A 22,655-nucleotide genomic window follows, 5' to 3' on the forward strand; every position below is an offset into this window, starting at 1 on the left:
CGCGCCCCGAGCACCACGGGTGCCGGCCCCTGCACCGCCTACGCCTCTCCGGCCCCGTCACCGCCCGCGCCCGCCCGCGCCGCCCGCGCCGCCGTCCAGGCCGCCCTTCGGGCCGTCCGCACCGCCCTCCAGCCTGCGACGCAGCTGCACGGCGCGCGGGCCGCCGCCCGCTTCGTATATCTCCAGGGCCCGTGCCAGATGGCGGCGCCACCGCTCGTGGTCACCGCGCTCCTCGGCGAGTTCCGCCAACGTCTCGCAGACCTGCGCCTCGTAGTGGACGGCGCCGCGCTCGCGCAGCATGAGCACGGCCTCCTCCAGGGCCGCCACGGCCTCGGCATGCCGCCCGAGGGCGCGCAGGACGCCCCCGATGGCGGCCAGCGCGCGGGCTCCCATCCGCCGGTCGTCGAGGGCCATGAACCCGTCGTGGGCGTCCTGCAAGGTGGCTCGGGCCTCCTCCACGCGGCCGACGGCCTGCTGGGCGCAGCCCATGAAGTACCGGCCGATGGCGATGCCGCGCTCGTCGCCCGCGGCGCGGTAGAAGACCATCGCCTCCTCGTAGGTCGTCACGGCGCGGGCCGGATCGCAGCGGTCCCAGTAGCGGCCGTAGAACTCGCGGACGGAGGCGCGCAGCAGGGGGTGGCCGGACTCGTCGGCGCGGGCGACGGCGGTCTCCAACTCGCGTCGGGCGCGCCGGAGTTCGTCGCGGTCCATCAGCGGGCGGGACAGCAGGGTGCGCAGCCGGGCCTCGGCGGCCGGGTGGCCGTCCTCGGCGGCGTGCCGGGCGCCCAGGTCCCCGCTCCTGACCCAATCGTTGAGGTACCGGCGGTTGAGGAAGAGGGCGGTGAGCGCCTCGGCCAGCTCCCACACCCTGCGGTGCCAGCCGTGCTCGGCGGCGGCCTGTTGGGCGGACAGCAGCTCGCCGCGCCAGGCGTCCAGCCAATCGAGCGCCTCCTGCCGGTCGGCGAAGGCGGTGGCCCGGTCCGCTTCGCCCAACCGGTCGGTGTGGGACCCGATGCGCATCCGGCGGCCCATGACGGCGAGGTCGGCCTGGGCGGCGCGGGTGAGCAGATGGTCGACGACCCGGGCCACGACTGCCGTGCGCTCGGCCTCGTCGTCCTCCCGGACGGTCTGCTCACGGGCGTGCAGCCGCACCAGGTCGTGGAACTCGTAGCGCCCGTCGTCACTCATCGCGATCAGGCTCGCGGTCTCCAGGACGTCGAGTTGCTCGGCCGTGTGGACGACGGCGGTCCCGGCTGCCGCGGCCGCCGAGGCGACGTCCCAGTGGCGGCCGGGATGCAGGCCCAGCAGGCGGTAGAGCCGGGCGGCCGGTGCGGGCAGCCCCGCGTAGGCCACCCCGAAGACAGCGGACACCGTGCGCTCCCCTCCCCGGCGCAGGGCGTCCAATCGGCGCCGGTCGTCGGCCAATTCATCGGCCAGTGCGGCGAGCGTCAAACGCGGATGCATCACCAGTCGTGCGGCGGCGACGTGCAGGGCCACCGGCAGCCCGGCGCAGCCGGCCACGATCCGCTCGGCCGCGTCCGCGCCGCCCGCGTCGATCCGCGCCGGCCCGCACAGCCGGCGCAGCAGTTGCAGCCCGTGCTCCGGCGACAGCGGATCCAGCGGCATCAGACGGGCGCCGTCGTCGAGCAGCTCCCCGAGCATCGCCTGGCTGGTCGCCAGGACGACGCTACCGGGGGCGCCCGGCAGCAGTGCCCGGACCTGCGCGGGCTCGGTCACGTCGTCGAGCACCATCAGCACCCGTTTGTCCGCCGTCAGGGTCCGCAGCAGGCCGGTCAACTCGCCCAGGGTGTCCGGCAGGTAGCGGTCCTCGACGCCGAGCGCCCGTAGGCAACGGCTCACTCCGGCCGAGACGTCGCCGCCGGCCTGCGCCCGCAGCTCGGCGAAGTCCACGTAGAACTCGCCGCCGGGGAACCGGCCGCGCTCCTCCTGCGCCCATCTGCGGACCGTCGCAGTCTTGCCCACCCCTGGCAGCCCGCTGAGCACCGCGAGGCCGCCGCCGTCGCCCACCCAGCCGTCGATCGCCGCCAGGACCGGTTCGCGGTCGACGAACTGCGGTGATCCGGCCGGCACTTGGCGCGGCACCGGCGGCTCCGGGCGCGCCGCCTCGAACCGCACGTCGCCCTGGATCACGCCGGCTTGGATCACCGGTCCGTGCGCGGTCCCGCTGAAGGCGTTCCGCACGCTCTCGGCGCGCGCCTCCCCGTCGTCCTTCACGCCGACTCCCCCTCGGTCACCATCGGTCGATCCCGTCCACGAAAAACGCTACTCGACGCCACTGACAACGCAGAGCGACGGTACTCCTCCGGTCCGCCACCCGGTCATATCCGATCCGCAGCGACGAAATTCGGTCGCCCGGCGACTTTGGCTCGATCACAGTGGTGCAGGGCACCGGCCGGAGTCGCCCGGCGCGGGGCGGCACGCCACCCGGTCGGAACCGGAACCGGAAATACCGAACGAGGAACGAAGAGCGGGGGAACGGCATGTCGACGCTGCGCGTCACGGTCGAGGAACTGACGGTCCACGAGCATCCCGACGCCGATGCGCTGGAGCTCGCACAGGTGGGCCTGTACCGGGCGGTGGTCGCCAAGGGCGCCTATCGGACCGGGGAGTTCGCCGTCTACATACCGGAGCAGGCGGTGCTCCCGGAAGCGTTGATAGCCGAGCTGGGCCTCACGGGGAAGCTCGCCGGCGCCGCCGCCGACCGGGTCAAGGCGATCCGGCTGCGCGGCGAACTGTCGCAAGGCATCGTCTGCCGTCCGCGGGCGCTGTCCGGGGTCGACCTGGCCGGCGCGCACGAGGCCGGCGCGGACTTCGCTGCGGAACTGGGGATCGTGAAGTGGGTTCCCCCGGTGCCGATTTCGATGAGCGGGGAGGTCGAGCCGGCCGGCGACCTGCTGCCGTGGATCGACGTCGAGAACCTCAAGCGGTACCCGGCGGCGTTCCCCGAGGGCGAGCCGGTCGCGGTCACCGAGAAGGTGCACGGCACCGCCTGCTGCCTGACCTACCACGCGGGCGACGACCGGGTGCAGGTGACGTCCAAGGGGCTGGGCGCGCAACGCCTGGCACTCGTCGAGGACGCCGGCAACCTGTACTGGCGGGCGGTCCGCGGCCACCACCTCCCGCGGGTCGCCGCGGAGCTGGCCGGGGAGTTGGGGGCGTCGCGGGTCGGGATCTACGGCGAGGTGTACGGCGACGGCGTCCAGGACCTCGGGTACGGCACGGACGGTCGGCGCGACGTGCCCGGATACGCGGCCTTCGACCTCGCCGTGGAGGTCGGCGGCGCGGTGCGGTGGCTGGATCCGCAGGAGTTGGACCGGGTGCTGGCCGGACGGCTTCCGGTGGTGCCGACGCTGTTCAGCGGGCCGTACGGGGCGCGGCGGGTGATGGCGCTGGCCGAGGGCCGCGAAACGCTGTCGGGGCGGGCGGTGCACCTCCGGGAGGGCGTGGTGGTGCGTCCGTTGACCGGCCGCTACAGCCCCGAGCTGGGCGGACGGGCCATCGCCAAGGTGGTCAGCGGCGCCTATCTGACCCGCAAGGGCGGTACAGAGTACGAGTGACCGTGCCGTGCCGCAGCGGCCACATACCGCGGCGCGGCACCGGATCAACGGCCGCCGGGTGCGCGGCTCTCCGCGCACTCCGCCTGGTGCCCCAGGAGGCGCCGGGCGAGGGCGAGCGTGGCCTGCGGGGCGCGGGTGGGACCGGGGGCTGCGGTGCGGTGGCTGGGGAGCCGTTCGACGGTGGCGGCGCCGGTGTCGGACTCCAGGGCGGGGGCGTAGCCCGCAGCGCGCAGGGCGTCCAGGGTGGCGGCCGGCGGCCGGCCGCTGACCAGGACGGTCGGCGCGAGGGCACGCAGCGCCAGCTCGCGCAGGGCGTGGTGGGCGGCGAGTTCGGCGAGCAGCGCCTCGTCGTCGGAGCGGATGCAGCAGCCGGTGGGCACGACCCGCATCCGGCCGTGGCTGCGGGCGGTGTCCTTCAGGAGGTAGTCGAGGGGCTGCGGCAGGGGGCCGGCGGCCGAGACGGCGGCGAGGGCCGCGCGGAGGGTGTCGACGGCGTGGCCGGAGTCCAGCGCGCGGCGGACCGAGCCGGGGGTGAAGCGCCAGGTCACGGCGTGGCCCTCGGACTCCCGGTCGGCGGCGGAGGCGAGGAGTCCGGCGAGCGCGGGGGCCGGGCGACCGGGCACGACGGCGGTCAGATCGGCCTGGAAGTGGGCCTGTTCGACGGGGGGCGGCAGGAGGTCGCGGAGCGGCGCGTCGAGGTCCGCCGGGTCGCTCAGCAGGGCCCGGCCGAGGGGGGTGAGGGTGCCGTGGGCGGTGAGGCCGAGGTAGGCCGCCTCGTGGAGGGTGTGGGCGGCGCGCTCCGGCGCCGACGGCTGCTCGGTGACGGCGAGCGGACGGTGCCAGTCCGCCGCCCGGAGCAGGTGCTGGAGGGACGCGTGGGCGGCCTCGTCCGCCGACGCCTCCGGCAGCGGCGGGAGTGTCTCGCCGGCGCCCGGCGGGACGTCCGCCAGTGTGGCGAGGAGGGCGTGCCGGAGGGCCGGGGCGTACCGGTCGTGACCGCGGACCAGGGCGGTCGGGGTCTCGCCGAACGGCGTGTGGGTGGGGACGTCCCACAGGGCATACCAGGCGGCCAGTACGGGGGCCAGGCGGGCGCCGGGCGGACAGGCGAGCCAGTCGTCGTAGGCGTGGGTGGGCAGTGCCGTGATCCCCGACGGGCTGCGGGTCAGGGCGATCAGGCCGGCGGCCAGGGCGAGATCGAGCAGGAGCCGGGTGTGCGGTTCGGTGGCGCCGGCCGCCTTGGCGAGGCGTTTGAGTTCGCGCACGGTCAGTCCGCCGGACTTGCGGAGCGTGGCGGGCTCGGTGGCCAGGGCGGAGAGCAGGCGCTCCACCGTAGTGGCCAACTGTGCCGCGGCCGCCTGGGATTCATCGTGCGGCGAGGTCCGAGGGGCGGGTGGGGCAGCGGCGTCCGGTTGGACGCCGGGGGGCTCGGCGCCCTCGGGGACGGACGTCGGCGCGTGCGGGGCGAACGGGCCGAGGTCGTGGGCCGCGAGGAGTTGCGGGACCCGCGGCGGGACGACGACGGCGCCGTCCTCGGTGACCGCGGCGAGGCCGTCGGCGCAGAGCGCGGCCAGCGCCGCTTCGGCGGCGGTCCGCGCCGGTCCGGGAGCAGTGGCGCCCAGCGCGGCGTGCACGTCCGCGGGCGGGACGGGTTCGCTGGCCAGTTGGGGGAAGGACAGCCGGTGGGCCATCAGGGACTGGTAGTCGGCGCCCGCAGCCGGGGCGGCGGGGGCGGCCGCGTCCCGGGCGGCCCGCTCCTGGCTGATGCGCGCGGTGGTGGCGAGCACCTGCAACCTGGGGTGATCGAGGTGCAGCACCACGTGGTGGAGGGTTTCGTAGGACCACAACGCGCCGGCCAGTCCGCGGAGTTCGGTGGGCGCGGGGCGACGGGCGAGCGGCTCGGCGTGGCGGGTGAGCAGTGCGGCGAGCTGTTCGGGGGTGCGCTGCGCGAGGGAGCGGGTGAGTGCGTCGAGACCTTCCACGACGTTGAGGGTAGTCATCGCGCCAACAGGGTGGTGAGGGCGCCTACGGGGTCCGGGTCGGCGGGGCCGGCGGGCCACCACTCCTGGGCGCCGGGCTCGGATTCGTAGGGGTACCAGCGGTTGTCGTGGCCGAACCGCAGCTGGATGCCGCGGTCGGCGTCGGTGAGGCGATTGTGGTGGGGGCGCAGCCCCGGCAGGCCGGCGGCGAGCAGGGCGCTGCGGGCCCGGTCGAAATCGCCGGCCGGGGGATTCCAGGCGTCTTCCAGGAGGGTGAGCCCCTCGGCACCGCCCTGCCGCCAGGCCGCGACGGAACGTGCGATGTCGGTGGGGTGCCGGCCGGTCGCCGCCGCGACGTCGCGGTAGAGCGCGCGGGTCGTGGCGGTCAGACCGGCCGTCGGATGGGCGGTCGCGGCCAGCCGTACCGCGTCCTCCCACGGCGGCAGCGTCGCGAACGGGCCGGGGCCGGCCGGGCCGTCGGGCCCCGTGGTCCCTGCGGCGGACAGGTGGGCGTGGGCGCGGGCGGCGGCATCGGCCGCGACGAGTTCCAGGACGGTGGCGTCGAAGGGCAGCCCGCCGGCGTCCGGGAGGGCCGGCGGCTGGCCGGGCTGTGCCGGCACCGCGGCGGGCGGCGGTAGCGGCGGGCGGGGCCGGTCGACGAGGGCCTCCCGGGCGAGCACCCCGCGGGGCGCGGCCACGGTAGGTGCGGCTGCCGCGGCCCGTTCGACGACCGACGGGGCCGGGACCGAACCGGGGATTCCTCGGGGCGCGGTCGCATCGGCCCCCGATGCGGACACCGGTCCCGGCAGGTCAGCGGCGGCGGGCCCGCCGGCCGAGTCACCGGGGGGTGCGAAGGCCCGTCCCCGGCTCTCCCGTGCGCCGTGGTCGGCGTTGCGGCGCGCGAGCTCGTCGAGGAGTTCCCGCTCGCCCCGGCCTCGGATCAGCAGGAGGACGAAGGGGTCGGCGTCCAGCAGGCGGGCCACCTGGAAGCAGAGCGCGGCGGCGTGCTTGCAGGGCCGACCGCTGTCCGGGCAGGAGCACCGGGGCGTCAACTCCCCCGGCCCCGGGAGGAGCCGCACCGCCCCCTCGGCCAGGGCCCGGGGCAGCTTCTTGGCCAGCAACGCGGCGAGCCGGTCGGGGTGGGCCGCGACGTCGTCCAGGAGCGCGTCCCACTCCTGCTCGGTGAACGTCGTGATCCGCACCTCGGCGCTGTACGGGCGGGGTCGGCTGCCCCGCACCGTGGCGATCACCCGGCCCGGGGTGACGTTGATCGTGTCGACGCGACCGTCGCGGGCGTAGGCGCGACCGCGGGCGAGGCGCGCGCCGTCGAGGGCGCTGGCCTCCAGCGCCTCCAGCCAGGCGCCGCCCCACCAGGATCGCGCGCCCGAGGCGTCCGGTCCCTCCGTGGTGTCCGGTTCGGGCAGCGGCGGGAAGGTGCGGGACCGATCGGCGCGGACCAACCGGTCCGCCGCGGCGGCGCGCCCGGGGCTGCCGGTCCGGCGCCGGTGTCCCGGGCTCATCCGGTCCTCCTCAGGGAGACGAGATCGGCGAGTTGGGCATCGGACAGCTCAGTGAACGCGCCCTCCCCGCCGGAGAGCACCGCGTCCGCGAGGGCCCTTTTGGCGGCGAGGAGTTGGGCGATGTTGTCCTCGACGGTGCCCTCGGTGATCAGTCGGTGGACCTGGACGGGCTGGGTCTGGCCGATGCGGTAGGCCCGGTCGGTGGCCTGCTCCTCCACCGCCGGATTCCACCAGCGGTCGTAGTGGACGACGTGTCCGGCGCGGGTGAGGTTCAGGCCGGTGCCGGCCGCTTTCAGGGACAGCAGGAAGACCGGTGCCCGGCCCGACTGGAAGTCGTCGACCATCCTCTCCCGCTCGGCCACCGGGGTCCCGCCGTGCAGGAGTTGGGTGGGGATCCCCCGGCCCGCGAGGTGGCGTTCGAGCAACTTCGCCATGCTGACGTACTGCGTGAAGACCAGGGTGGCGCCGCCCTCCGCGAGGATGGTGGCGAGGAGTTCGTCGAGGAGTTCCAGCTTCCCGGAGCGCGCGGCGAGGCCGGGGGCGGTCTCCTTCAGGTACTGCGCCGGGTGGTTGCAGATCTGCTTGAGGGCGGTGAGCAGCTTCATCACCAGGCCGCGCCGCGCCATCCCCTCGGCGCCCTCGATCCTCGCGAGGGTCTCGCGCACCACTGCTTGGTACAACGCGGCCTGTTCGCGTCCGAGCGGAACCGGGTGGTCCGTCTCGGTCTTCGGCGGAAGCTCGGGCGCGATCCCGGGGTCGGACTTCTTGCGGCGCAAGACGAACGGACGCACCAGTCTGGCCAGCCGTTCCGCCGCCCGTGGGTCCTCACCACCCTCGACCTCCCGGGCGTGCAGCGCCCGGAACGTCTTGAGCGGGCCGAGGAGTCCGGGGGTCGTCCAGTCCAGCAGCGCCCACAGCTCGGACAGGTTGTTCTCCACCGGCGTGCCGGTGAGGGCGATCCGCGCCGGAGCCTTGATGCCGCGCAGCGCCCGCGCCGTCGAGGACCGCGGGTTCTTCACGTGCTGCGCCTCGTCGGCGACGATCCACGCCCAGGCGCGGTCGGCGAGTTCGGCGGCGCTGCTGCGCATCGTCCCGTAGGTCGTGAGCACGAATCCGCCGTCCACGCCGTCGAGGCTGCGGCCCGCGCCGTGGAAGCGGCGCACGGGCGTGCCGGGGGCGAAGCGTTCGATCTCGCGCTGCCAGTTGCCGAGGAGGGAGGCGGGACAGACGACCAGGACGGGGGCGGTGGGCAGCCGGTGCAGGTGGAGCGCGATGACGGTGATCGTCTTGCCCAGGCCCATGTCGTCGGCCAGGCAGCCGCCCAGCCCGGTGGAGACCATCGTGTCGAGCCACGCCATGCCGCGCAGTTGGTAGTCGCGCAGGGTCGCGCGGAGACCGGGCGGTTGCGGCAACGGGCCCGCTTGGGTGGTGAGTCGGCCGCGCAGGGCGGCGAGCGCGCCCAGGGGCACCACCTCGACCTCTTCGCCGTCCACCTCGGTGGTGCCGTCGAGCGTCGTGGCGAGCGCCCGGAGGGGGTCCACGTAGCCCAGTTCGCGCTTGCGCGCCTTGCGGACCGTCGCGGGGTCGACCAGGACCCATTGGTCGCGCAGTCGGACCACCGGGCGGTGCGCCTCGGCGAGCACGTCCATCTCCGCCTCGCTCAGCGGCACCCCGTCCATCGCCACCTGCCAGCGGAACTGGGCCAGCTGATCGGCGTCGAAGAAGCCGAAACCGTCCGCCGCCGACCCCGGCGCGGGGCGCAGCACCGCCGTCGCGGTCAGGCCGCGGGTCAGTTCCCTGGGCCAGTGGACGGCCACTCCGGCGGCGGCGAGGCGGGGTGCGGCAGCGCCCAGCAGCTCGGACAGCTCGTCCTCGCTGATCGGGAGCACATCGGGGACGGGGCGCTCCAGGAGGCGGTCGAGCGGAGGCCAGAACCGGGCGGCCCGGCGCAGCGCAAGGAGCGTGTCGGCGAGGGGCCGCGGGCCGAAGGCGTCGGGCGCCTCGCCCTCCCACAGCTGGCGGGCGTCGGCCACCAGGGTCGGATCGGTGAGGCTCTGCACCTGGAGGACGGCCGCCGCCGCTCGGCGTTCGCCCGAGGCTCCGGTGTACGGCGCCGCGCCTTCTTCGACCTCGTCGCCCTGGTCCCCGTGCGTCGCGTCGCTCTCTTGCGCTCGTTCTCCCGCGTCGAAGAGCTGGTGCGGGGCGAGGTCGAGGCGGAGCGAGAGCCGCACCCCGGCGTCGACGCCCGCTGCGACCTCGGCCGCCCACTCCCGGGCGGCCGGGAGATGCTGCGGCGCCGGGGCGGCGAACGGCGCACCGGCCACCAGCGCCGCCGCCGGGGTGCGCGGCAGGGTGTCGACGACGGCGTCCACGAACTGCCGCACCAGGACGGCCGGATCGGGCAAGTGGAGCGGTCGGCTGCCGGGCAGCGGTACGGCGTACGCCTCGCCGGGCATGGCGGCGGCGACGGCCCGCAGGTGCGCGACGTCGTCGGGGTCGAGCGGGCCGGCCCGCCAGGCGTCGACGTCCGCGCCCGTCAGACCGGGCAGCAGCTTGCCTCGGGCGACGAGGTGCAGGGCGTGCAGGGTGGCCGCGCCCCAGCAGGACGCGGCCGGGTGGGCGTCCGGAGCGTGCCGGGCGCGGGTCAGCAGCGGAATGGCCGCGGGGAGCGGGACCACCAGTGCGGGCACCGTACGGCTCCGCGCCCCGGCGCCGTGGCGGCGGGCCACCGTCAGTCGCGTGACCTCGCCGACCGACGTCGCGTCCCGGCCGCTGCCGGCCTCGGCGGCTCCGGCCACGGCATCGGGGAGCGGCCCGCCGTCCGGTCGCCAGAAGGCGACCGTCCCCGCGCGCGGTGGGCTGGCGGGCAGGAAGACGGCGGCACAGCCCTCGACGGTCACGGCCGGGTGGCCGGCTCCCCCCTCGGGCACCGCGACCGCTCTGGGCGCACCGGCGGCAGGGACGGTCGACGGCCGGGGCGCCCCGGTGGGTGCCTCCTGCCAGCTCGCCATGCCATCCCCTGTCCTCGGGTCCTTCCGCGCCGGTCCCGGCGCCCACCGGGCCCGTCGCGCCCGGCCTCGTTCTGCTGCTTCCCCGACCTGCGAGTCTACGGTCGCCGTCATGTCGTCCTCCCCCGTCGTCCTGCGGCGCCGCGACGCTCGCAACCGGCTGCGGCGCGCTCCCCTGCCTGGCCGTCCCGCTGCTCCCCCGCCCGTTCCCGTCGTCCGTCTCGGCCGTCCGCGCCGCTTGCGTCGTCGCGGCTCTGCGTGATGTCGAGGAAAGCAGAGACCACTGACAATCCCCCCACCCGCAGCCGCCCGCGAAGCGCGAGCGCCGCACCACACCCCACCCCTCCACACCTCACATAGATCTCCTGACCAGCAAATATTCACCCCGGACGGCACTCCACGCAGGGCATGGGGAAACTCCCGAAGAAGTTATCCACAGCCCTGGCGCACCGCACCCACCGCCAGCGCGATTCGATTACATTCAGTGACGAAGCCGCTCGCGGTGGCGCGCACCGCACCGGCCACCACTGATCCCGACACCATCCGGCAGTCCCCACCCACCAGGAGCCCCCATGCACGCCCCGACCTCCGAACAGACCGCCGCCGCCGAAGCCCTACCGACCGGCGCCCACCTCGTGATCCAGGCCGGCGCCGGCACCGGCAAGACGACGACCCTGGCGATGCTGGCGCACGTCGCCCGCCGACAGCGCCGCACCGGCCGCTACCTCGCCTTCAACCGCGCCGTCGCCCACCACGCCGCCCGGACCTTCCCCGCCGAGGTGCGCTGCGGGACCGCCCACGCCCTCGCGTACGGCGCGGTCGGCCGGCACTACCGAGCCCGGCTCAACGCCCCGCGCCGGGCAGGCTGGCGCACCGGTGCCGCCCTCGGGATCGACGACGGGACGTGCTTACGCATCGGCCCCCGCAAGGTCGACAACAGGGCCCTCTCCTACGCCGTCCTGCGGACCGTCGCCCGCTTCTGCCAGTCCGCCGACGCCGAGATCGCCCACCACCACGTCCCGCCACTGCGCGGCGCCGAGTGCGAGCCGCTGCACGCCCAACTCGCCGGCCACGTCCTGCCGTACGCCCGCAAGGCATGGGCCGATCTCCAGCGACCGGACCACGGCGTGGTCCGCTTCGAGCACGACCACTACCTCAAGATGTGGGCCCTGAGCGCCCCCGTCATCCCCGCGGACTTCCTCCTCCTCGACGAGGCGCAGGACACCAATCCGGTCGTCGAGCAGGTCCTCACCGCACAGCGCGATCACGCGCAGCTGGTCCTCGTCGGGGATTCGGCACAGGCCATCTACGGCTGGCGCGGCGCTCGCGACGTGATGACCGGCTTCGACGGCACGCACCTCGGCCTCACCCGGTCCTTCCGGTTCGGTCCCGCCCTCGCGGCCGAGGCCAACCGCTGGCTGACGATCGTCGGCGCGCCCATCCGTCTCACGGGGTCGGCCCGGCAGAAGACCGAGTTGTGCCGCCTCCCCGCACCCGAAGCGATCTTGTGCCGCACGAACGTGGGCGCCATGATCGAAGTGATACGGCAACTGGAGGCGAACCTGCGGGTCGCCCTCGCCGGGGGCGGAGAGACGCTGAGCGCCCTGGCCCGCGCCGCGCACGACCTCGCCTCAGGGCGCCGCACCGCTCACCCCGAGCTGGTGCTCTTCGAGACCTGGTCCGAACTCCGCGAGTACGCGGAGTGCGATCCCGCCGGCCGCGATCTGCTGCCCCTGGTGGAGCTCGTCGACGACCACGGGCCGGACGCGGTGCTCCGTGCCATGGAGCAGCTCTCGCCCGAGCGGTCCGCGCAGGTCACAGTGTCCACGGCACACCGGGCGAAGGGCCGCGAGTGGGCGAGCGTACGCATCGCGGACGACTTCACCGGGCCCGATGACCTCGACGAGCGCGACGAGGACGGCGCACCCCTGCCCGGCCCGATCGATCTCGACGAGGCCCGCCTGGCCTACGTCGCGGTGACCCGAGCCCGCTCACAGCTCGACATCGGCGGACTCTCATGGCTCAACACCCACCCGGCAGGCGATCCACACCGCGGAAGCACCCCGCCGCCGCTCCGAGGGCCGACGACCCCTCCCACGACGAGCCGGAAACCCCCGCCGCGGGAGTCCGTGCACATCGGAGCCGCGCACGACGGCGCCCACACGCCGAAGGAGAAAGCGCCCGAACCGCACCCCAAGGAATCCGCCATACCCACGACACCCGTCAGACCTGCCAGACCCACCCGACGCGGCAGTCCCGCCAGGGCCGGCCAGGCGCAGAGAGACAGCGTGCCGGGAGCGGCCACCCGGGCAGGAGGGCGGCGATCAGGCACGTGACGCACGTAGCGATCAGGAGGATGCTGGAGAGAGGAGATGATTGGCGATGCGCTCGGGTGATGAGCCGCTGCACGCACGCAGTCCGCTACGGATGCGGTGCGGGTTGGCGCTGTGGGGGCTGCTGTGGGCCGTCGCCGGCACCGTGGCGTTCGTCATGGCCGGCCGGCCGCAGTGGGCGGCCGCCTGCGCCGCATTGGCCGCAGTGGCACTGACCGACCTCGGCATGGTGATCCGGCACATCCATCAGGGGCCGCACTACCAACCCGGCAGGAACATCCCGCCCTACGAACCCGATCACGGTCGCAACGAGATACGCACGCCGGCCGGGCGGCGGCGCGACTCCAGACCGTAGCCACAGCGAGCGCGACCGCCCCGGCCGTCACCACCCGACGGACGACCCACACGTCCAACGAGGACGAGGACTAGGACTCCCCGACGGCGTCGTCCGGACCACTCGCGTGACCGCCATCGACCGGCTCCTGGGCGAACCGTGCGGCACGGAGGAACTCCGGGCGCGGTTCCAGAGCCGCGGCCAGGCGGAAGTGGCGCAGGGCCTCGTCGGGCCGGCTGGCGCGCTCCAAGGTGCGGCCGAGGGCGAAGTGGGCGAAGGCGTTGTCCGGTTCGCGTTCCAGCACGATCTGGAACTCCAGCTCCGCGGGGCGGAGTTGGGCGGAGAGAAAGAAGGCGCGAGCGCGCAGCAGGCGCGCGGCGGTGTTCTCGGGGTGTGCGGTGATGACGGAATCCAGCAACCGGATCGCGCCGCGCGGGTCGCGGGCGGTCAGCAGTTGCTCCGCGGCACGGTAGTCGATGACGTTCGTCTCGGGACTGCGCTGGTGCACGGGCCGTCTCCTCTCCGGGTGTCGCCGGGCTGGCCACCAAGGACCATGCTCCGTACGGCGTTCTGTGCGGTGCAACAACGACGTCGTTAACACTTGGGTCCGTTGCCGCATTCCCCGGTCCGGCGGACTCGTCCCGCCGGGGCGCCCAGCCATCCATGGCGCGTCCCACACCGACGTCAGCCCCTCACGCTGACGCCGATGCACCACCGCTAGAGGCTGATGTGGTACGCCTTGCGCAGCGTCTCGTGCACCGTCCACCGCGTGCGGTCGCCCTCGCGCAGGACGCAGGCGTCGCCCGGTCCCACCTCCAGGACCTGGCCGCCCTCGACCTCGATGGTGGCCCGTCCGCTGACGACCACGAAGAGTTCGTTCGCCTCGGTGTCCGTCACCACGCCCGGTGTGATCTGCCAGATGCCCCGGATCTGGCGACCGTCCGGTGATTCCCACAGCACCTTGCCCGTCACCACCGGGTCCCCGGAGACGATCTGTTCGGGGTCGTGGGGCTCCGGCTCCAGGTCGGCGTCCGCGAGGCCGGGGACGTTCACCACGAACGACGCGGGAGCGGGATCGGCTGCCGGACCGGGGGCCCCGGCAGCCGATTCGGGGCCGGTGGCCGGGGACTTGGGATCAAGCTCGGTAGTTGTCATGGCGGTGAGGCTATCGTCCGACCTCAGGCGCCCCGCAGGCGCTCCCACACCTCGCGGACCTGCGGCTCCAGCGCCTCCAACGGCCCGTCGTTGTCGATCACCAGGTCGGCGACGGCCAGCCGGTCCGTGCGGCTGGCCTGCGCGGCCATTCGCTGTGCCGCCTCGTCCGGGGTCATGCCGCGCAGCCGCACCAGCCGGTCCAACTGCGTCTCGGGCGTCGCGTCGACGACCACCACCAGGTCGTAGAGCGGGGCGAGGCCGTTCTCCGTCAGCAGTGGCACGTCGTGCACCACCACGGCGTCCGGCCCGGCCGACGCTTCGAGTTCGGCGGACCGCGCGCCGACGAGCGGGTGCACGATCGCGTTGAGCGCCTTCAGCTTCTCGGGGTCGGAGAAGACCAGCGCACCCAGCTTGGGCCGGTCCAGGGTGCCGTCCGGCGTAAGGACGTCCTTCCCGAACTCGGCGACCACCGCCGCGAGTCCGGGTGTGTCCGGCTCGACGACCTCGCGTGCGATCTTGTCCGCATCCACGATCACCGCGCCGTACGACGCCAGCAACCGCGACACTGCACTCTTGCCGGCACCGATCCCGCCGGTCAGCCCCACCTTCACCATGGCCCCACGCTATACGGCCGGCACCACGAGCGGGACGTCCGGGCGGCGCCCCGCGCACGGGGGGGGAACCTCGCCTCCCACCAACAGGACCGCATCCCACCGCATACGGGGAGGGGAGCGGAAAACCGCCGACCGCTCGGTGCGGCGGAAACCAACCGGCGCCCTCCGAGCGACAGTTACCACCCCACGACCGACCGCACCCTCTCCCTAAACCACACTCACGGCATCCGCCTCAGCTCACGCCCCGCCGCCCTCGGCCTCGCGTTCCGCCAAGAAGCGTTCGAACTCGCGGCCGATCTCGTCAGCCGACGGGAGTTCCACGGGCTCGGCCACGAGGCTGCCCCGGGTCTCGGCCCCGGCCACCGCGTCGTACTGGTGCTCAAGGCCACTGACCAGGGCGACCAGTTCCTCGTCGCCCTCGGAGATCTGCCGCTCGATCTCCTCCTGCGTGCGCAGCGCCTCCGTGCGCAGTGCGTGCGCGGCGCTCGGCAGCACCAGCCCGGTGGCGGCCGTCACCGCCTCCAGGGCGGTGAGCGCGGCGTCCGGATACGCGGACCGGGCGATGTAGTGCGGAACGTGCGCCGCCACGCCCAGGACGTCGTGCCCGGCCTCTTCCAGCCGGAATTCGATGAGGGACTCGGCGCTGCCGGGCACCTGGGCCTCGTCGAAGAAGCTGCTGTGCCCGGGCATCAGGTCCGTGCGGTTGCCGTGCGGGGTCAGCCCCACGGGCCGGGTGTGCGGGACGCCCATCGGAATGCCGTGGAAGTTGACCGACAGCCGGACGCCCAGCCGCTCCACCATCTGCCGGACCGCCGCCGCGAACCGCTCCCACTCCACGTCCGGTTCGGGCCCGGACAGCAGCAGGAAGGGGGCACCGGTGGCGTCCTCGACCAGGTGGAGTTCGATGCGCGGCGTCTCGTACGCGGTCCAACGGTGCCGTTCGAAGGTGAGCAGCGGGCGGCGCGCCCGGTAGTCGACCAACCGGTCGTGGTCGAACCGGGCCACCACCCGGTGCGGCAGGCCGTCCAACAGCCTCTCCACGATCTGGTCGCCGGTCTCACCGGCGTCGATGTAGCCGTCGAAGTGGTACAGCAGCACCAGGCCGGCGGAATCCCTGGCAGTGATCGCCTCGACCGCCGCGAGCCCGCTCGGCTCCCATTCGTACAACCCCTGGGGATCCAACACAGTGACCGCTCCTCCTCGTGTCCATGAGCAAGAACACCCCGGACACCCCCGGGCATTCCCGCCCCGGCCTTCCGCTCTCCGGTTCCGGAGGCCCGGGCCAGCCCCACGCCCCCAGCCCCACTCCCTCATCTCCCGTCCCACACCGCCCGGCACTCCACCGCGCCACGCCACCCGTTCACGTCGCTGAACCCCACGCCCCCGCCGGCTCGCCCCGCGCATCCCCGTGCTGCCTCTTGACGCTCCTTGGTCCGGACCTCTAGCTTCACCACCGCTCCAGCGATTCACATTGCCGCCCAACGTTCATATACGGAAAGGCAGTTGAATGCGTACCGGCCCCCTCATCACCCTTGCCACCACCGCGCTCCTGGCCGCCACCTGCGCCCTCACCACCACCGCCCAGGGCGCACCCGCCCCCACCCTCAGCGCTGTCTCCTCGGCCCCCTCCCTCTCCCGCGCGGTCGACGTCTCGACCGCGGCGCAGCTCAAGAGCGCACTGGCCGCCGCCCGCCCCGGGGACACCATCCGGCTCGCCGACGGCACCTACCGCGGCAACTTCGCGGCCTCCACCACCGGCAGCGCCACCTCCCGGATCACGCTCACCGGCTCGTCGAAGGCCGTGCTCACGGCGAGCGGCGGCTACGGACTCCACCTGGACGGGGCGTCGTACTGGACCGTGCAGGGGCTCACCGTCACCGGCGGCCAGAAGGGCATCGTGACGGACGCCGCGAACGGCGTGGTGCTCGACGCGGTCACCGTCCAGGACCTGACCATGGAGGGCGTGCACTTCCGCTCGTCCAGCAAGGACGGGATCATCCGGAACTCCACCATCCGCGACACCGGCAAGGACGGTCGGGGGATGGGCGAGGGCGTCTACGTGGGCAGCACGGGCGGCACGGACGACAAGAGCGACAACGTGCAGGTCCTGAACAACACCATCGGCCCCGGCATCGGCGGCGAGAACGTCGACATCAAGGAGGGCACGACCGGCGCCAAGCTCATCGGGAACACCTTCGACGGCAGCGGCCTGACCGGCGCCAACTTCGACGACTCCTGGGTGGACATCAAGGGCAACGGGGTCCTCGTCGAGGACAACACCGGCATCCACACCACGAACAACGGCTACGAGACCCACACCCAACAACCGGGCTGGGGGTGCGGCGCGGTCTTCCGCGGCAACCGGTCCGATCTGAGCGGCGCCACCGGCTCGGGCCGTTACGGCTTCAACATCACCAACTACCGGGCGGGCGACTGCCCGGTCACCATCGCGGGCGACAACACGGTCACCGGCGGCCGGGGCACCGCCAACCCCGGAATCCCGGTCGGCTGACGAGCACCTCGGCCGCAACCACCGCGCGCCCCAACGGCCCCCGGACCTCCCGGGCCGGCGCCCCACGGCATGACGAAGGCCCGCCCCCCGAAGGGAGCGGGCCTCACGTCTTCAGCTACCTCAACCGGCTAGCGCTGACGGTGGGAACCGTTCAGCTCTGGCCGCCGGCCAGCTTCTCGCGGAGCGCGGCAAGGGCCTCGTCCGACGCCAGGGCGCCGGAGTTGTCCGCCGACTCCGAGGAGTACGAGCCACCGGAGACGTTGCCGCCGCCGCCCTGGCTGCCGGCCGCCGGAGCGGCAGCACCCTCGGCCGCAGCCTGCTCGTCGGCCTCGCGGGACTTGATGACCTGGGCCTGGTGCTGCTCGAAGCGCTGCTGAGCCTCGGCGTACTGGTTCTCCCAGGCCTCGCGCTGCGTCTCGTAGCCCTCGAGCCAGTCGTTGGTCTCGGGGTCGAAGCCCTCGGGGTAGATGTAGTTGCCCTGGTCGTCGTAGGACGCGGCCATGCCGTACAGGGTCGGGTCGAACTCGACCGCCGACGGGTCGGCACCGAAGGACTCGTTGGCCTGCTTCAGCGAGAGGCTGATGCGACGACGCTCGAGGTCGATGTCGATGACCTTGACGAAGATCTCGTCGTTGACCTGGACGACCTGCTCCGGGATCTCCACGTGGCGCTCGGCCAGCTCGGAGATGTGGACCAGACCCTCGATGCCCTCGTCCACGCGGACGAACGCACCGAACGGCACCAGCTTCGTGACCTTGCCGGGCACGACCTGGCCGATCTGGTGGGTGCGGGCGAACTGCTGCCACGGGTCTTCCTGGGTCGCCTTGAGCGACAGGGAGACGCGCTCGCGGTCCATGTCGACGTCCAGGACCTCGACCGTGACCTCCTGGCCGACCTCGACGACCTCGGAGGGGTGGTCGATGTGCTTCCAGGACAGCTCGGAGACGTGGACGAGACCGTCGACGCCACCCAGGTCCACGAAGGCACCGAAGTTGACGATGGAGGAGACGACGCCGGAGCGCACCTGACCCTTCTGGAGGGTGGTGAGGAAGGTCTGGCGGACCTCGCTCTGGGTCTGCTCCAGCCAGGCACGGCGGGACAGGACCACGTTGTTGCGGTTCTTGTCCAGCTCGATGATCTTGGCCTCGAGCTCCTTGCCCACGTAGGGCTGAAGGTCGCGGACACGGCGCATCTCGACCAGGGAGGCCGGGAGGAAGCCGCGGAGGCCGATGTCGAGGATGAGACCACCCTTGACGACCTCGATGACGGTACCGGTGACGATCCCGTCCTCTTCCTTGATCTTCTCGATGGTGCCCCAGGCACGCTCGTACTGGGCGCGCTTCTTCGAGAGGATCAGGCGGCCTTCCTTGTCCTCCTTCTGGAGGACGAGGGCCTCGATCTCGTCACCGACGGCGACGACCTCATTGGGGTCGACGTCGTGCTTGATCGAGAGCTCACGGCTCGGGATGACGCCTTCGGTCTTGTAACCGATGTCGAGCAGGACCTCGTCCCGGTCGACCTTCACGATGACGCCGTCGACGATGTCGCCGTCGTTGAAGTACTTGATCGTCTCGTCGATCGCGGCGAGGAAAGCTTCCTCGTTACCGATGTCGTTGACCGCAACCTGCGGGGTGGTGGCGGTGGTCTCGGTGCTGCTCGTCATGTGGGAAAGGGCTCCGGTACGGACATTGAAGTCGTAGGTACTGCTACGCCGAGAGCCCGTATCGCCATCTGCATCAGACCGGACAGCGTCTAAGGCGCATCCTCCGGAGGCCCCGCAAACGGAGCAACCTGAAGCGCCTCAAAACCGAGGGGACATTCATACAGATGCGAGCGCGGCCTACTCCGTCCGAGGCACGCAGGCCCGCAGCGCAACTTGTAGCATACGGGGGCAGCCGGACAGGGTCAATGCGCGAAAGGCGCACACCAGGGAGAGAACGCCCTATAACCGGCGCACGCGATGTTCCGCGAGGTCGTACGACCTCACAGTCCCCCGCTGCGACAAGCACAGCGAAGACTACGACGACGGGCGCGATGAGCCAATACGCGAAGGACGACGAGCCGGAGGCGACCCGCCGTGACGCCTCGGACGCCGAGAGCAGCCGGGCCAGCCGAGGCTGGTGGGACCGCAACGCGGACGACTACCAAAGGGAACACGGCGGCTTCCTCGGGGACGACCGTTTCGTATGGGGCCCGGAGGGGCTCGACGAAGCGGACGCCGCACTGCTGGGGCCGGCCGCAGAGCTGAAGGGCCGGCGGGTCCTGGAGATCGGTGCCGGGGCGGCGCAGTGTTCCCGCTGGTTGGCGGCGCAGGGAGCGCTGCCGGTGGCCCTGGACCTCTCCCACCGGCAGCTCCAGCACGCGCTGCGGATCGCCGGCGACGACACCGGTGGCCCGCTCGACCTCGTGCAGGCGGACGCGGGCGCCCTGCCGTTCCGCGACGCCAGCTTCGACCTGGCGTGCTCCGCCTACGGGGCGCTGCCGTTCGTCGCCGATCCGGTGGGGGTGCTGCGCGAGGTCCGGCGGGTGCTGCGGCCGGGCGGGCGGTTCGTGTTCTCGGTGACCCATCCGATCCGCTGGGCGTTCCCGGACGAGCCGGGGCCGGAGGGCCTGTCGGTGGCGGCCTCCTACTTCGACCGCACGCCCTACGTCGAGCAGGGCGACGACGGGCGGGCGGTGTACGTGGAGCACCACCGCACGGTCGGTGACCGGGTGCGGGACGTGGTGGCCGCCGGCTTCCGGCTGGTGGACCTCGTCGAACCCGAGTGGCCGGACTGGAACGCCCAGGAGTGGGGCGGCTGGTCGCCGCTGCGCGGGCAGCTGATTCCGGGGACGGCGATCTTCGTCTGCACGGCGGACCGGGCGTAGGGGCCGGGCCGCAGCGCAGTGGGGCGGCCAGCCGGCGCCCTCCTGCCGGGCGGCAGACTGGAACGGTGAGCCTCCCCCCTTCTCCGGCCGCGGGCACGCCCGGTGCCGCCCTCGCCCAGCTGCCCGTCCGCAGCGCGCTGCCCGCGCTGCGCAGCGCCCTCGACACCGCCGGTGCCGCGGTGCTGTGCGCGCCGCCCGGCACCGGCAAGACGACCCTCGTGCCGCTGGAACTCGCCGGGCTGACCGGTGCGGGGCCACGGCGGCGGGTCGTCGTCGCCGAGCCGCGCCGGATCGCGGCCCGCGCCGCGGCCCGGCGGATGGCGTGGCTGCTCGGCGAGCGGGTGGGCGACCGCGTGGGCTTCACGGTGCGCGGCGAGCGGCGGGTCGGGCCCCGCACGGCGGTGGAAGTGGTGACCACCGGGGTGCTGCTGCAACGGCTGCAGCGCGATCCGGAGCTGGCCGGGGTGGACGTCGTGGTGCTGGACGAGTGCCACGAGCGGCATCTGGACGCCGACACCTGTGCGGCCTTCCTGCTGGACGTCCGGGCGACGCTGCGTCCGGAGTTGCAGTTGCTGGCGGCCTCCGCGACGACGGACGCCGAGGGGTGGGCGCGGCTGCTGGGCGGCGACGGGGAGCCGGCGCCCGTGGTGGCGGCGGACGGGATCTCCTACCCCGTGGACATCGTGTGGGCGCCGCCGGAGCGGCCGGTCGCGCCGGCACACGGGATGCGGGTGGATCCGGCACTGCTGGCGCACGTCGCCGCCGTGGTGCGGCGGGCGCTGCACGAGCGGAGCGGTGACGTGCTGTGCTTCCTGCCCGGCGTCGGGGAGATCGCGCGGGTCTCGGGGCAGCTGGCCGGGGTGGACGCCGAGGTGCTCCAGGTGCACGGGCGGGCGCCGGCCGAGGTGCAGGACGCGGTGTTGGCCGGAGGGGACGGGGTGCGTCGGGTGGTCCTGGCGACCTCCGTGGCGGAGTCGAGTCTGACCGTGCCGGGGGTCCGGACCGTGGTGGACAGCGGGCTGGCGCGGGTGCCGCGGCGGGACCATGCGCGCGGGCTCAGTGCGCTGGCGACCGTGCGGGCCTCGCGGGCGGCCGGGCGGCAGCGGGCCGGACGCGCCGGGCGGCAGGAGCCCGGGGTGGTCTACCGCTGCTGGGCCGAGGCGGAGGACGCGCGGCTGCCGCGCTTCCCGGACCCGGAGATCAAGGTCGCCGACCTGACGGCGTTCGCCCTCCAGGTGGCCTGTTGGGGCGATCCGACGGCGAGCGGGCTGGCGCTGCTCGACGCGCCGCCGGGCGGGGCGCTGGCCGCGGCCCAGGAGGTGCTGGCGGCGATCGGCGCGGTGGACGGCGCGGGCCGGTCCACCGGACGGGGCGTGCGGATGGCGCGGCTCGGGCTGCACCCGCGGCTGGCCCGCGCGCTGGTGGACGGCGCGGCCGAGGTCGGCGCACGGCGCGCGGCGGAGGTGGTGGCGCTGCTCAGCGAGGAGCCGCCGCGGTCCTACGGGGACGACCTGGCGGCCGCGTGGCGCACCGCGCGCCGGGGCGGTGACGCCTACGCGGCGCGGTGGCGGCAGGAGACGCGACGGCTCGCGACGACCGACACGGGACCCGCGCGGGAGGACGGCGAGCGACCGCAGCCGACCGCCGGGGGCACCGGGTCCGACGACGCGGTGGCGGGACTGATCGCGGCGCTGGCCTTCCCCGAGCGGGTGGCCCGGGCGCGCGGCGCCGGTGGCTACCTGATGGCGTCCGGGACCGGCGCCGAGCTGGCCGGGGGCCGGGACGGGGACGGGTCGCGACTGCGGGACGCCCCTTGGCTGGCGGTCGCGGTGGCGGACCGGCCGGTCACCGCGGCGTCCGCGCGGATCCGGCTCGCGGCGGTGCTCGACGAGGAGACCGCCCGCGCCGCGGCGGGGGCGCTGTACGCCGCCGGGGAGGAAGTGCACTGGGCGGACGGGGAGGTGGTGGCCCGGCAGGTGTCCCGGCTGGGCGCGATCGAGTTGACGGCCCGGCCGTTGACCACGCCGGATCCGGCGCTGCTGCGGGACGCGGTCGTCGACGGTCTGCGGCGGGAGGGGCTCGGGCTGCTGCGGTGGACGGCCGGGGCGACCGCGGTGCGGCAGCGGATGGCCTTCTTGCACCGGGAGCTGGGCGCGCCGTGGCCGGACGTGTCGGACGCGGCGCTGCTGGAGCGCGTCGAGGACTGGCTGGGGCCGGAGTTGGGGCGGGCGCGGCGGCGGGCCGACCTGGCGCGGGTGGACGCGGGCCAGGCGCTGCCCCGGCTGCTGCCGTGGGCGACCGGTGAGGCGGTGCGCTTCGAGGAGCTGGCGCCGGAGCGGATCGAGGTGCCGAGCGGGTCCCGGGTCCGTGTGGACTACGAGGGCGAGCAGCCCGTACTGGCCGTCAAGTTGCAGGAGTTGTTCGGGCTGCGGGAGTCGCCGCGGGTGGCGGGCGGGCGGGTGCCGGTGTTGGTGCACCTGCTGTCCCCGGCCGGGCGGGCGGCGGCGGTCACGGCGGACCTGGCCTCCTTCTGGCGGGACGGCTACCGGTCCGTCCGGGCGGAGTTGCGCGGCCGCTACCCCAAGCATCCCTGGCCGGAGGACCCGTCGACGGCCGAGGCGACCCGGCACACCTCGGCGCGGCTGCGGCGGGGGTGAGGGCCCGCCGGGCGGGGCGGCCCCGCTGCGCGGCGGACGGTCTCGTGCGCCCCGCCCTCTCCGAGCTGCGGGGCGCGTCAACTCCCTTTCGGCACAGGGC

At 74.0% G+C, this 22,655-nt stretch carries 15 protein-coding genes; 6 read left to right on the forward strand and 9 right to left on the reverse strand.

The window, feature by feature from the left end; genetic code table 11:
- Positions 1-57 precede the first annotated feature (57 nt).
- On the reverse strand, positions 58-2,235 hold the full coding sequence (locus ABD385_RS04800) for an NB-ARC domain-containing protein (protein ID WP_344573676.1): 2,178 nt from the start codon (positions 2,233-2,235) through the stop codon (positions 58-60).
- Between the two features lie 266 nt (positions 2,236-2,501).
- On the opposite strand from ABD385_RS04800, the gene ABD385_RS04805 reads away from it, so the two are divergent.
- Positions 2,502-3,578, forward strand: coding sequence for an RNA ligase (ATP) (locus tag ABD385_RS04805; RefSeq protein WP_344573678.1), 1,077 nt, complete (start codon positions 2,502-2,504; stop codon positions 3,576-3,578).
- 44 nt (positions 3,579-3,622) lie between these two features.
- Here ABD385_RS04805 and ABD385_RS04810 read toward each other — a convergent pair whose 3' ends face one another.
- The 3 genes from ABD385_RS04810 to ABD385_RS04820 are packed head-to-tail and all read right to left on the reverse strand — an operon-like array spanning position 3,623 to position 10,085.
- The gene (locus tag ABD385_RS04810; RefSeq protein ID WP_344573679.1) at positions 3,623-5,575 is read right to left on the reverse strand and encodes a helicase-associated domain-containing protein; all 1,953 of its coding nucleotides are present in this window, start codon (positions 5,573-5,575) and stop codon (positions 3,623-3,625) included.
- Positions 5,572-7,074 (reverse strand): SWIM zinc finger family protein, encoded by a 1,503-nt coding sequence (locus tag ABD385_RS04815; protein WP_344573680.1) that lies wholly within the window; start codon positions 7,072-7,074, stop codon positions 5,572-5,574. The genes ABD385_RS04810 and ABD385_RS04815 overlap by 4 nt, the downstream gene beginning before the upstream one ends.
- Entirely contained in the window at positions 7,071-10,085 is a 3,015-nt protein-coding gene (locus ABD385_RS04820) for a DEAD/DEAH box helicase (protein ID WP_344573681.1), read from the reverse strand. The genes ABD385_RS04815 and ABD385_RS04820 overlap by 4 nt, the downstream gene beginning before the upstream one ends.
- A 569-nt stretch (positions 10,086-10,654) precedes the next feature.
- On the opposite strand from ABD385_RS04820, the gene ABD385_RS04825 reads away from it, so the two are divergent.
- Together ABD385_RS04825 and ABD385_RS04830 are read left to right on the forward strand one after the other, a co-directional pair.
- On the forward strand, positions 10,655-12,418 hold the full coding sequence (locus tag ABD385_RS04825; protein ID WP_344573682.1) for a UvrD-helicase domain-containing protein: 1,764 nt from the start codon (positions 10,655-10,657) through the stop codon (positions 12,416-12,418).
- Between the two features lie 46 nt (positions 12,419-12,464).
- On the forward strand, positions 12,465-12,770 hold the full coding sequence (locus ABD385_RS04830) for a DUF6343 family protein (protein WP_344573683.1): 306 nt from the start codon (positions 12,465-12,467) through the stop codon (positions 12,768-12,770).
- A 70-nt stretch (positions 12,771-12,840) separates the two neighbouring features.
- Here the strand turns inward: ABD385_RS04830 and ABD385_RS04835 are convergent, their stop codons facing one another.
- The 4 genes from ABD385_RS04835 to ABD385_RS04850 all read right to left on the reverse strand — a co-directional run bounded on the left by ABD385_RS04835 (position 12,841) and on the right by ABD385_RS04850 (position 15,703).
- Positions 12,841-13,257, reverse strand: coding sequence for a tetratricopeptide repeat protein (locus ABD385_RS04835; RefSeq protein ID WP_344573684.1), 417 nt, complete (start codon positions 13,255-13,257; stop codon positions 12,841-12,843).
- Between the two features lie 209 nt (positions 13,258-13,466).
- Entirely contained in the window at positions 13,467-13,904 is a 438-nt protein-coding gene (locus tag ABD385_RS04840) for a cupin domain-containing protein (protein ID WP_344573685.1), read from the reverse strand.
- 23 nt (positions 13,905-13,927) lie between these two features.
- The gene (coaE, locus tag ABD385_RS04845; RefSeq protein WP_344573687.1) at positions 13,928-14,518 is read right to left on the reverse strand and encodes a dephospho-CoA kinase; all 591 of its coding nucleotides are present in this window, start codon (positions 14,516-14,518) and stop codon (positions 13,928-13,930) included.
- A 237-nt stretch (positions 14,519-14,755) separates the two neighbouring features.
- Complete coding sequence (locus tag ABD385_RS04850) at positions 14,756-15,703, reverse strand: PAC2 family protein (RefSeq protein WP_344573688.1); 948 nt, start codon at positions 15,701-15,703, stop codon at positions 14,756-14,758.
- 322 nt (positions 15,704-16,025) lie between these two features.
- Between ABD385_RS04850 and ABD385_RS04855 the strand changes: the two genes are divergently transcribed.
- On the forward strand, positions 16,026-17,030 hold the full coding sequence (locus ABD385_RS04855; protein WP_344573689.1) for a right-handed parallel beta-helix repeat-containing protein: 1,005 nt from the start codon (positions 16,026-16,028) through the stop codon (positions 17,028-17,030).
- Between the two features lie 151 nt (positions 17,031-17,181).
- Here ABD385_RS04855 and rpsA read toward each other — a convergent pair whose 3' ends face one another.
- Positions 17,182-18,693 carry a 30S ribosomal protein S1 gene (gene rpsA, locus ABD385_RS04860; RefSeq protein WP_344573691.1) on the reverse strand — a complete coding sequence of 504 codons (1,512 nt, stop codon included), beginning with the start codon at positions 18,691-18,693 and terminating at the stop codon, positions 17,182-17,184.
- A 371-nt stretch (positions 18,694-19,064) separates the two neighbouring features.
- Between rpsA and ABD385_RS04865 the strand changes: the two genes are divergently transcribed.
- Positions 19,065-19,898: a methyltransferase domain-containing protein gene (locus tag ABD385_RS04865; protein ID WP_344573692.1), complete on the forward strand. Its 834-nt coding sequence runs from the start codon at positions 19,065-19,067 to the stop codon at positions 19,896-19,898.
- Between the two features lie 65 nt (positions 19,899-19,963).
- The gene (hrpB, locus tag ABD385_RS04870) at positions 19,964-22,555 is read left to right on the forward strand and encodes an ATP-dependent helicase HrpB (RefSeq protein WP_344573693.1); all 2,592 of its coding nucleotides are present in this window, start codon (positions 19,964-19,966) and stop codon (positions 22,553-22,555) included.
- The last annotated feature ends 100 nt before the right edge of the window (positions 22,556-22,655 follow it).

This window comes from Streptomyces lunalinharesii (assembly GCF_039532155.1).
GTDB classification, from domain to species: Bacteria; Actinomycetota; Actinomycetes; order Streptomycetales; family Streptomycetaceae; genus Streptomyces; species Streptomyces lunalinharesii.

What these genes read in the sequence shown, in the direction of transcription:
- ABD385_RS04830 (WP_344573683.1), top strand. Translation starts at nt 12,465, where the DNA reads ATGCGCTCGGGTGATGAGCCGCTGCACGCACGCAGTCCGCTACGGATG.
- rpsA (WP_344573691.1), bottom strand. Translation starts at nt 18,693, where the DNA reads ATGACGAGCAGCACCGAGACCACCGCCACCACCCCGCAGGTTGCGGTC.
- ABD385_RS04810 (WP_344573679.1), bottom strand. Translation starts at nt 5,575, where the DNA reads ATGACTACCCTCAACGTCGTGGAAGGTCTCGACGCACTCACCCGCTCC.
- ABD385_RS04820 (WP_344573681.1), bottom strand. Translation starts at nt 10,085, where the DNA reads ATGGCGAGCTGGCAGGAGGCACCCACCGGGGCGCCCCGGCCGTCGACC.
- ABD385_RS04825 (WP_344573682.1), top strand. Translation starts at nt 10,655, where the DNA reads ATGCACGCCCCGACCTCCGAACAGACCGCCGCCGCCGAAGCCCTACCG.
- coaE (WP_344573687.1), bottom strand. Translation starts at nt 14,518, where the DNA reads ATGGTGAAGGTGGGGCTGACCGGCGGGATCGGTGCCGGCAAGAGTGCA.
- ABD385_RS04805 (WP_344573678.1), top strand. Translation starts at nt 2,502, where the DNA reads ATGTCGACGCTGCGCGTCACGGTCGAGGAACTGACGGTCCACGAGCAT.
- ABD385_RS04855 (WP_344573689.1), top strand. Translation starts at nt 16,026, where the DNA reads ATGCGTACCGGCCCCCTCATCACCCTTGCCACCACCGCGCTCCTGGCC.
- ABD385_RS04840 (WP_344573685.1), bottom strand. Translation starts at nt 13,904, where the DNA reads ATGACAACTACCGAGCTTGATCCCAAGTCCCCGGCCACCGGCCCCGAA.
- ABD385_RS04865 (WP_344573692.1), top strand. Translation starts at nt 19,065, where the DNA reads ATGAGCCAATACGCGAAGGACGACGAGCCGGAGGCGACCCGCCGTGAC.
- ABD385_RS04815 (WP_344573680.1), bottom strand. Translation starts at nt 7,074, where the DNA reads ATGAGCCCGGGACACCGGCGCCGGACCGGCAGCCCCGGGCGCGCCGCC.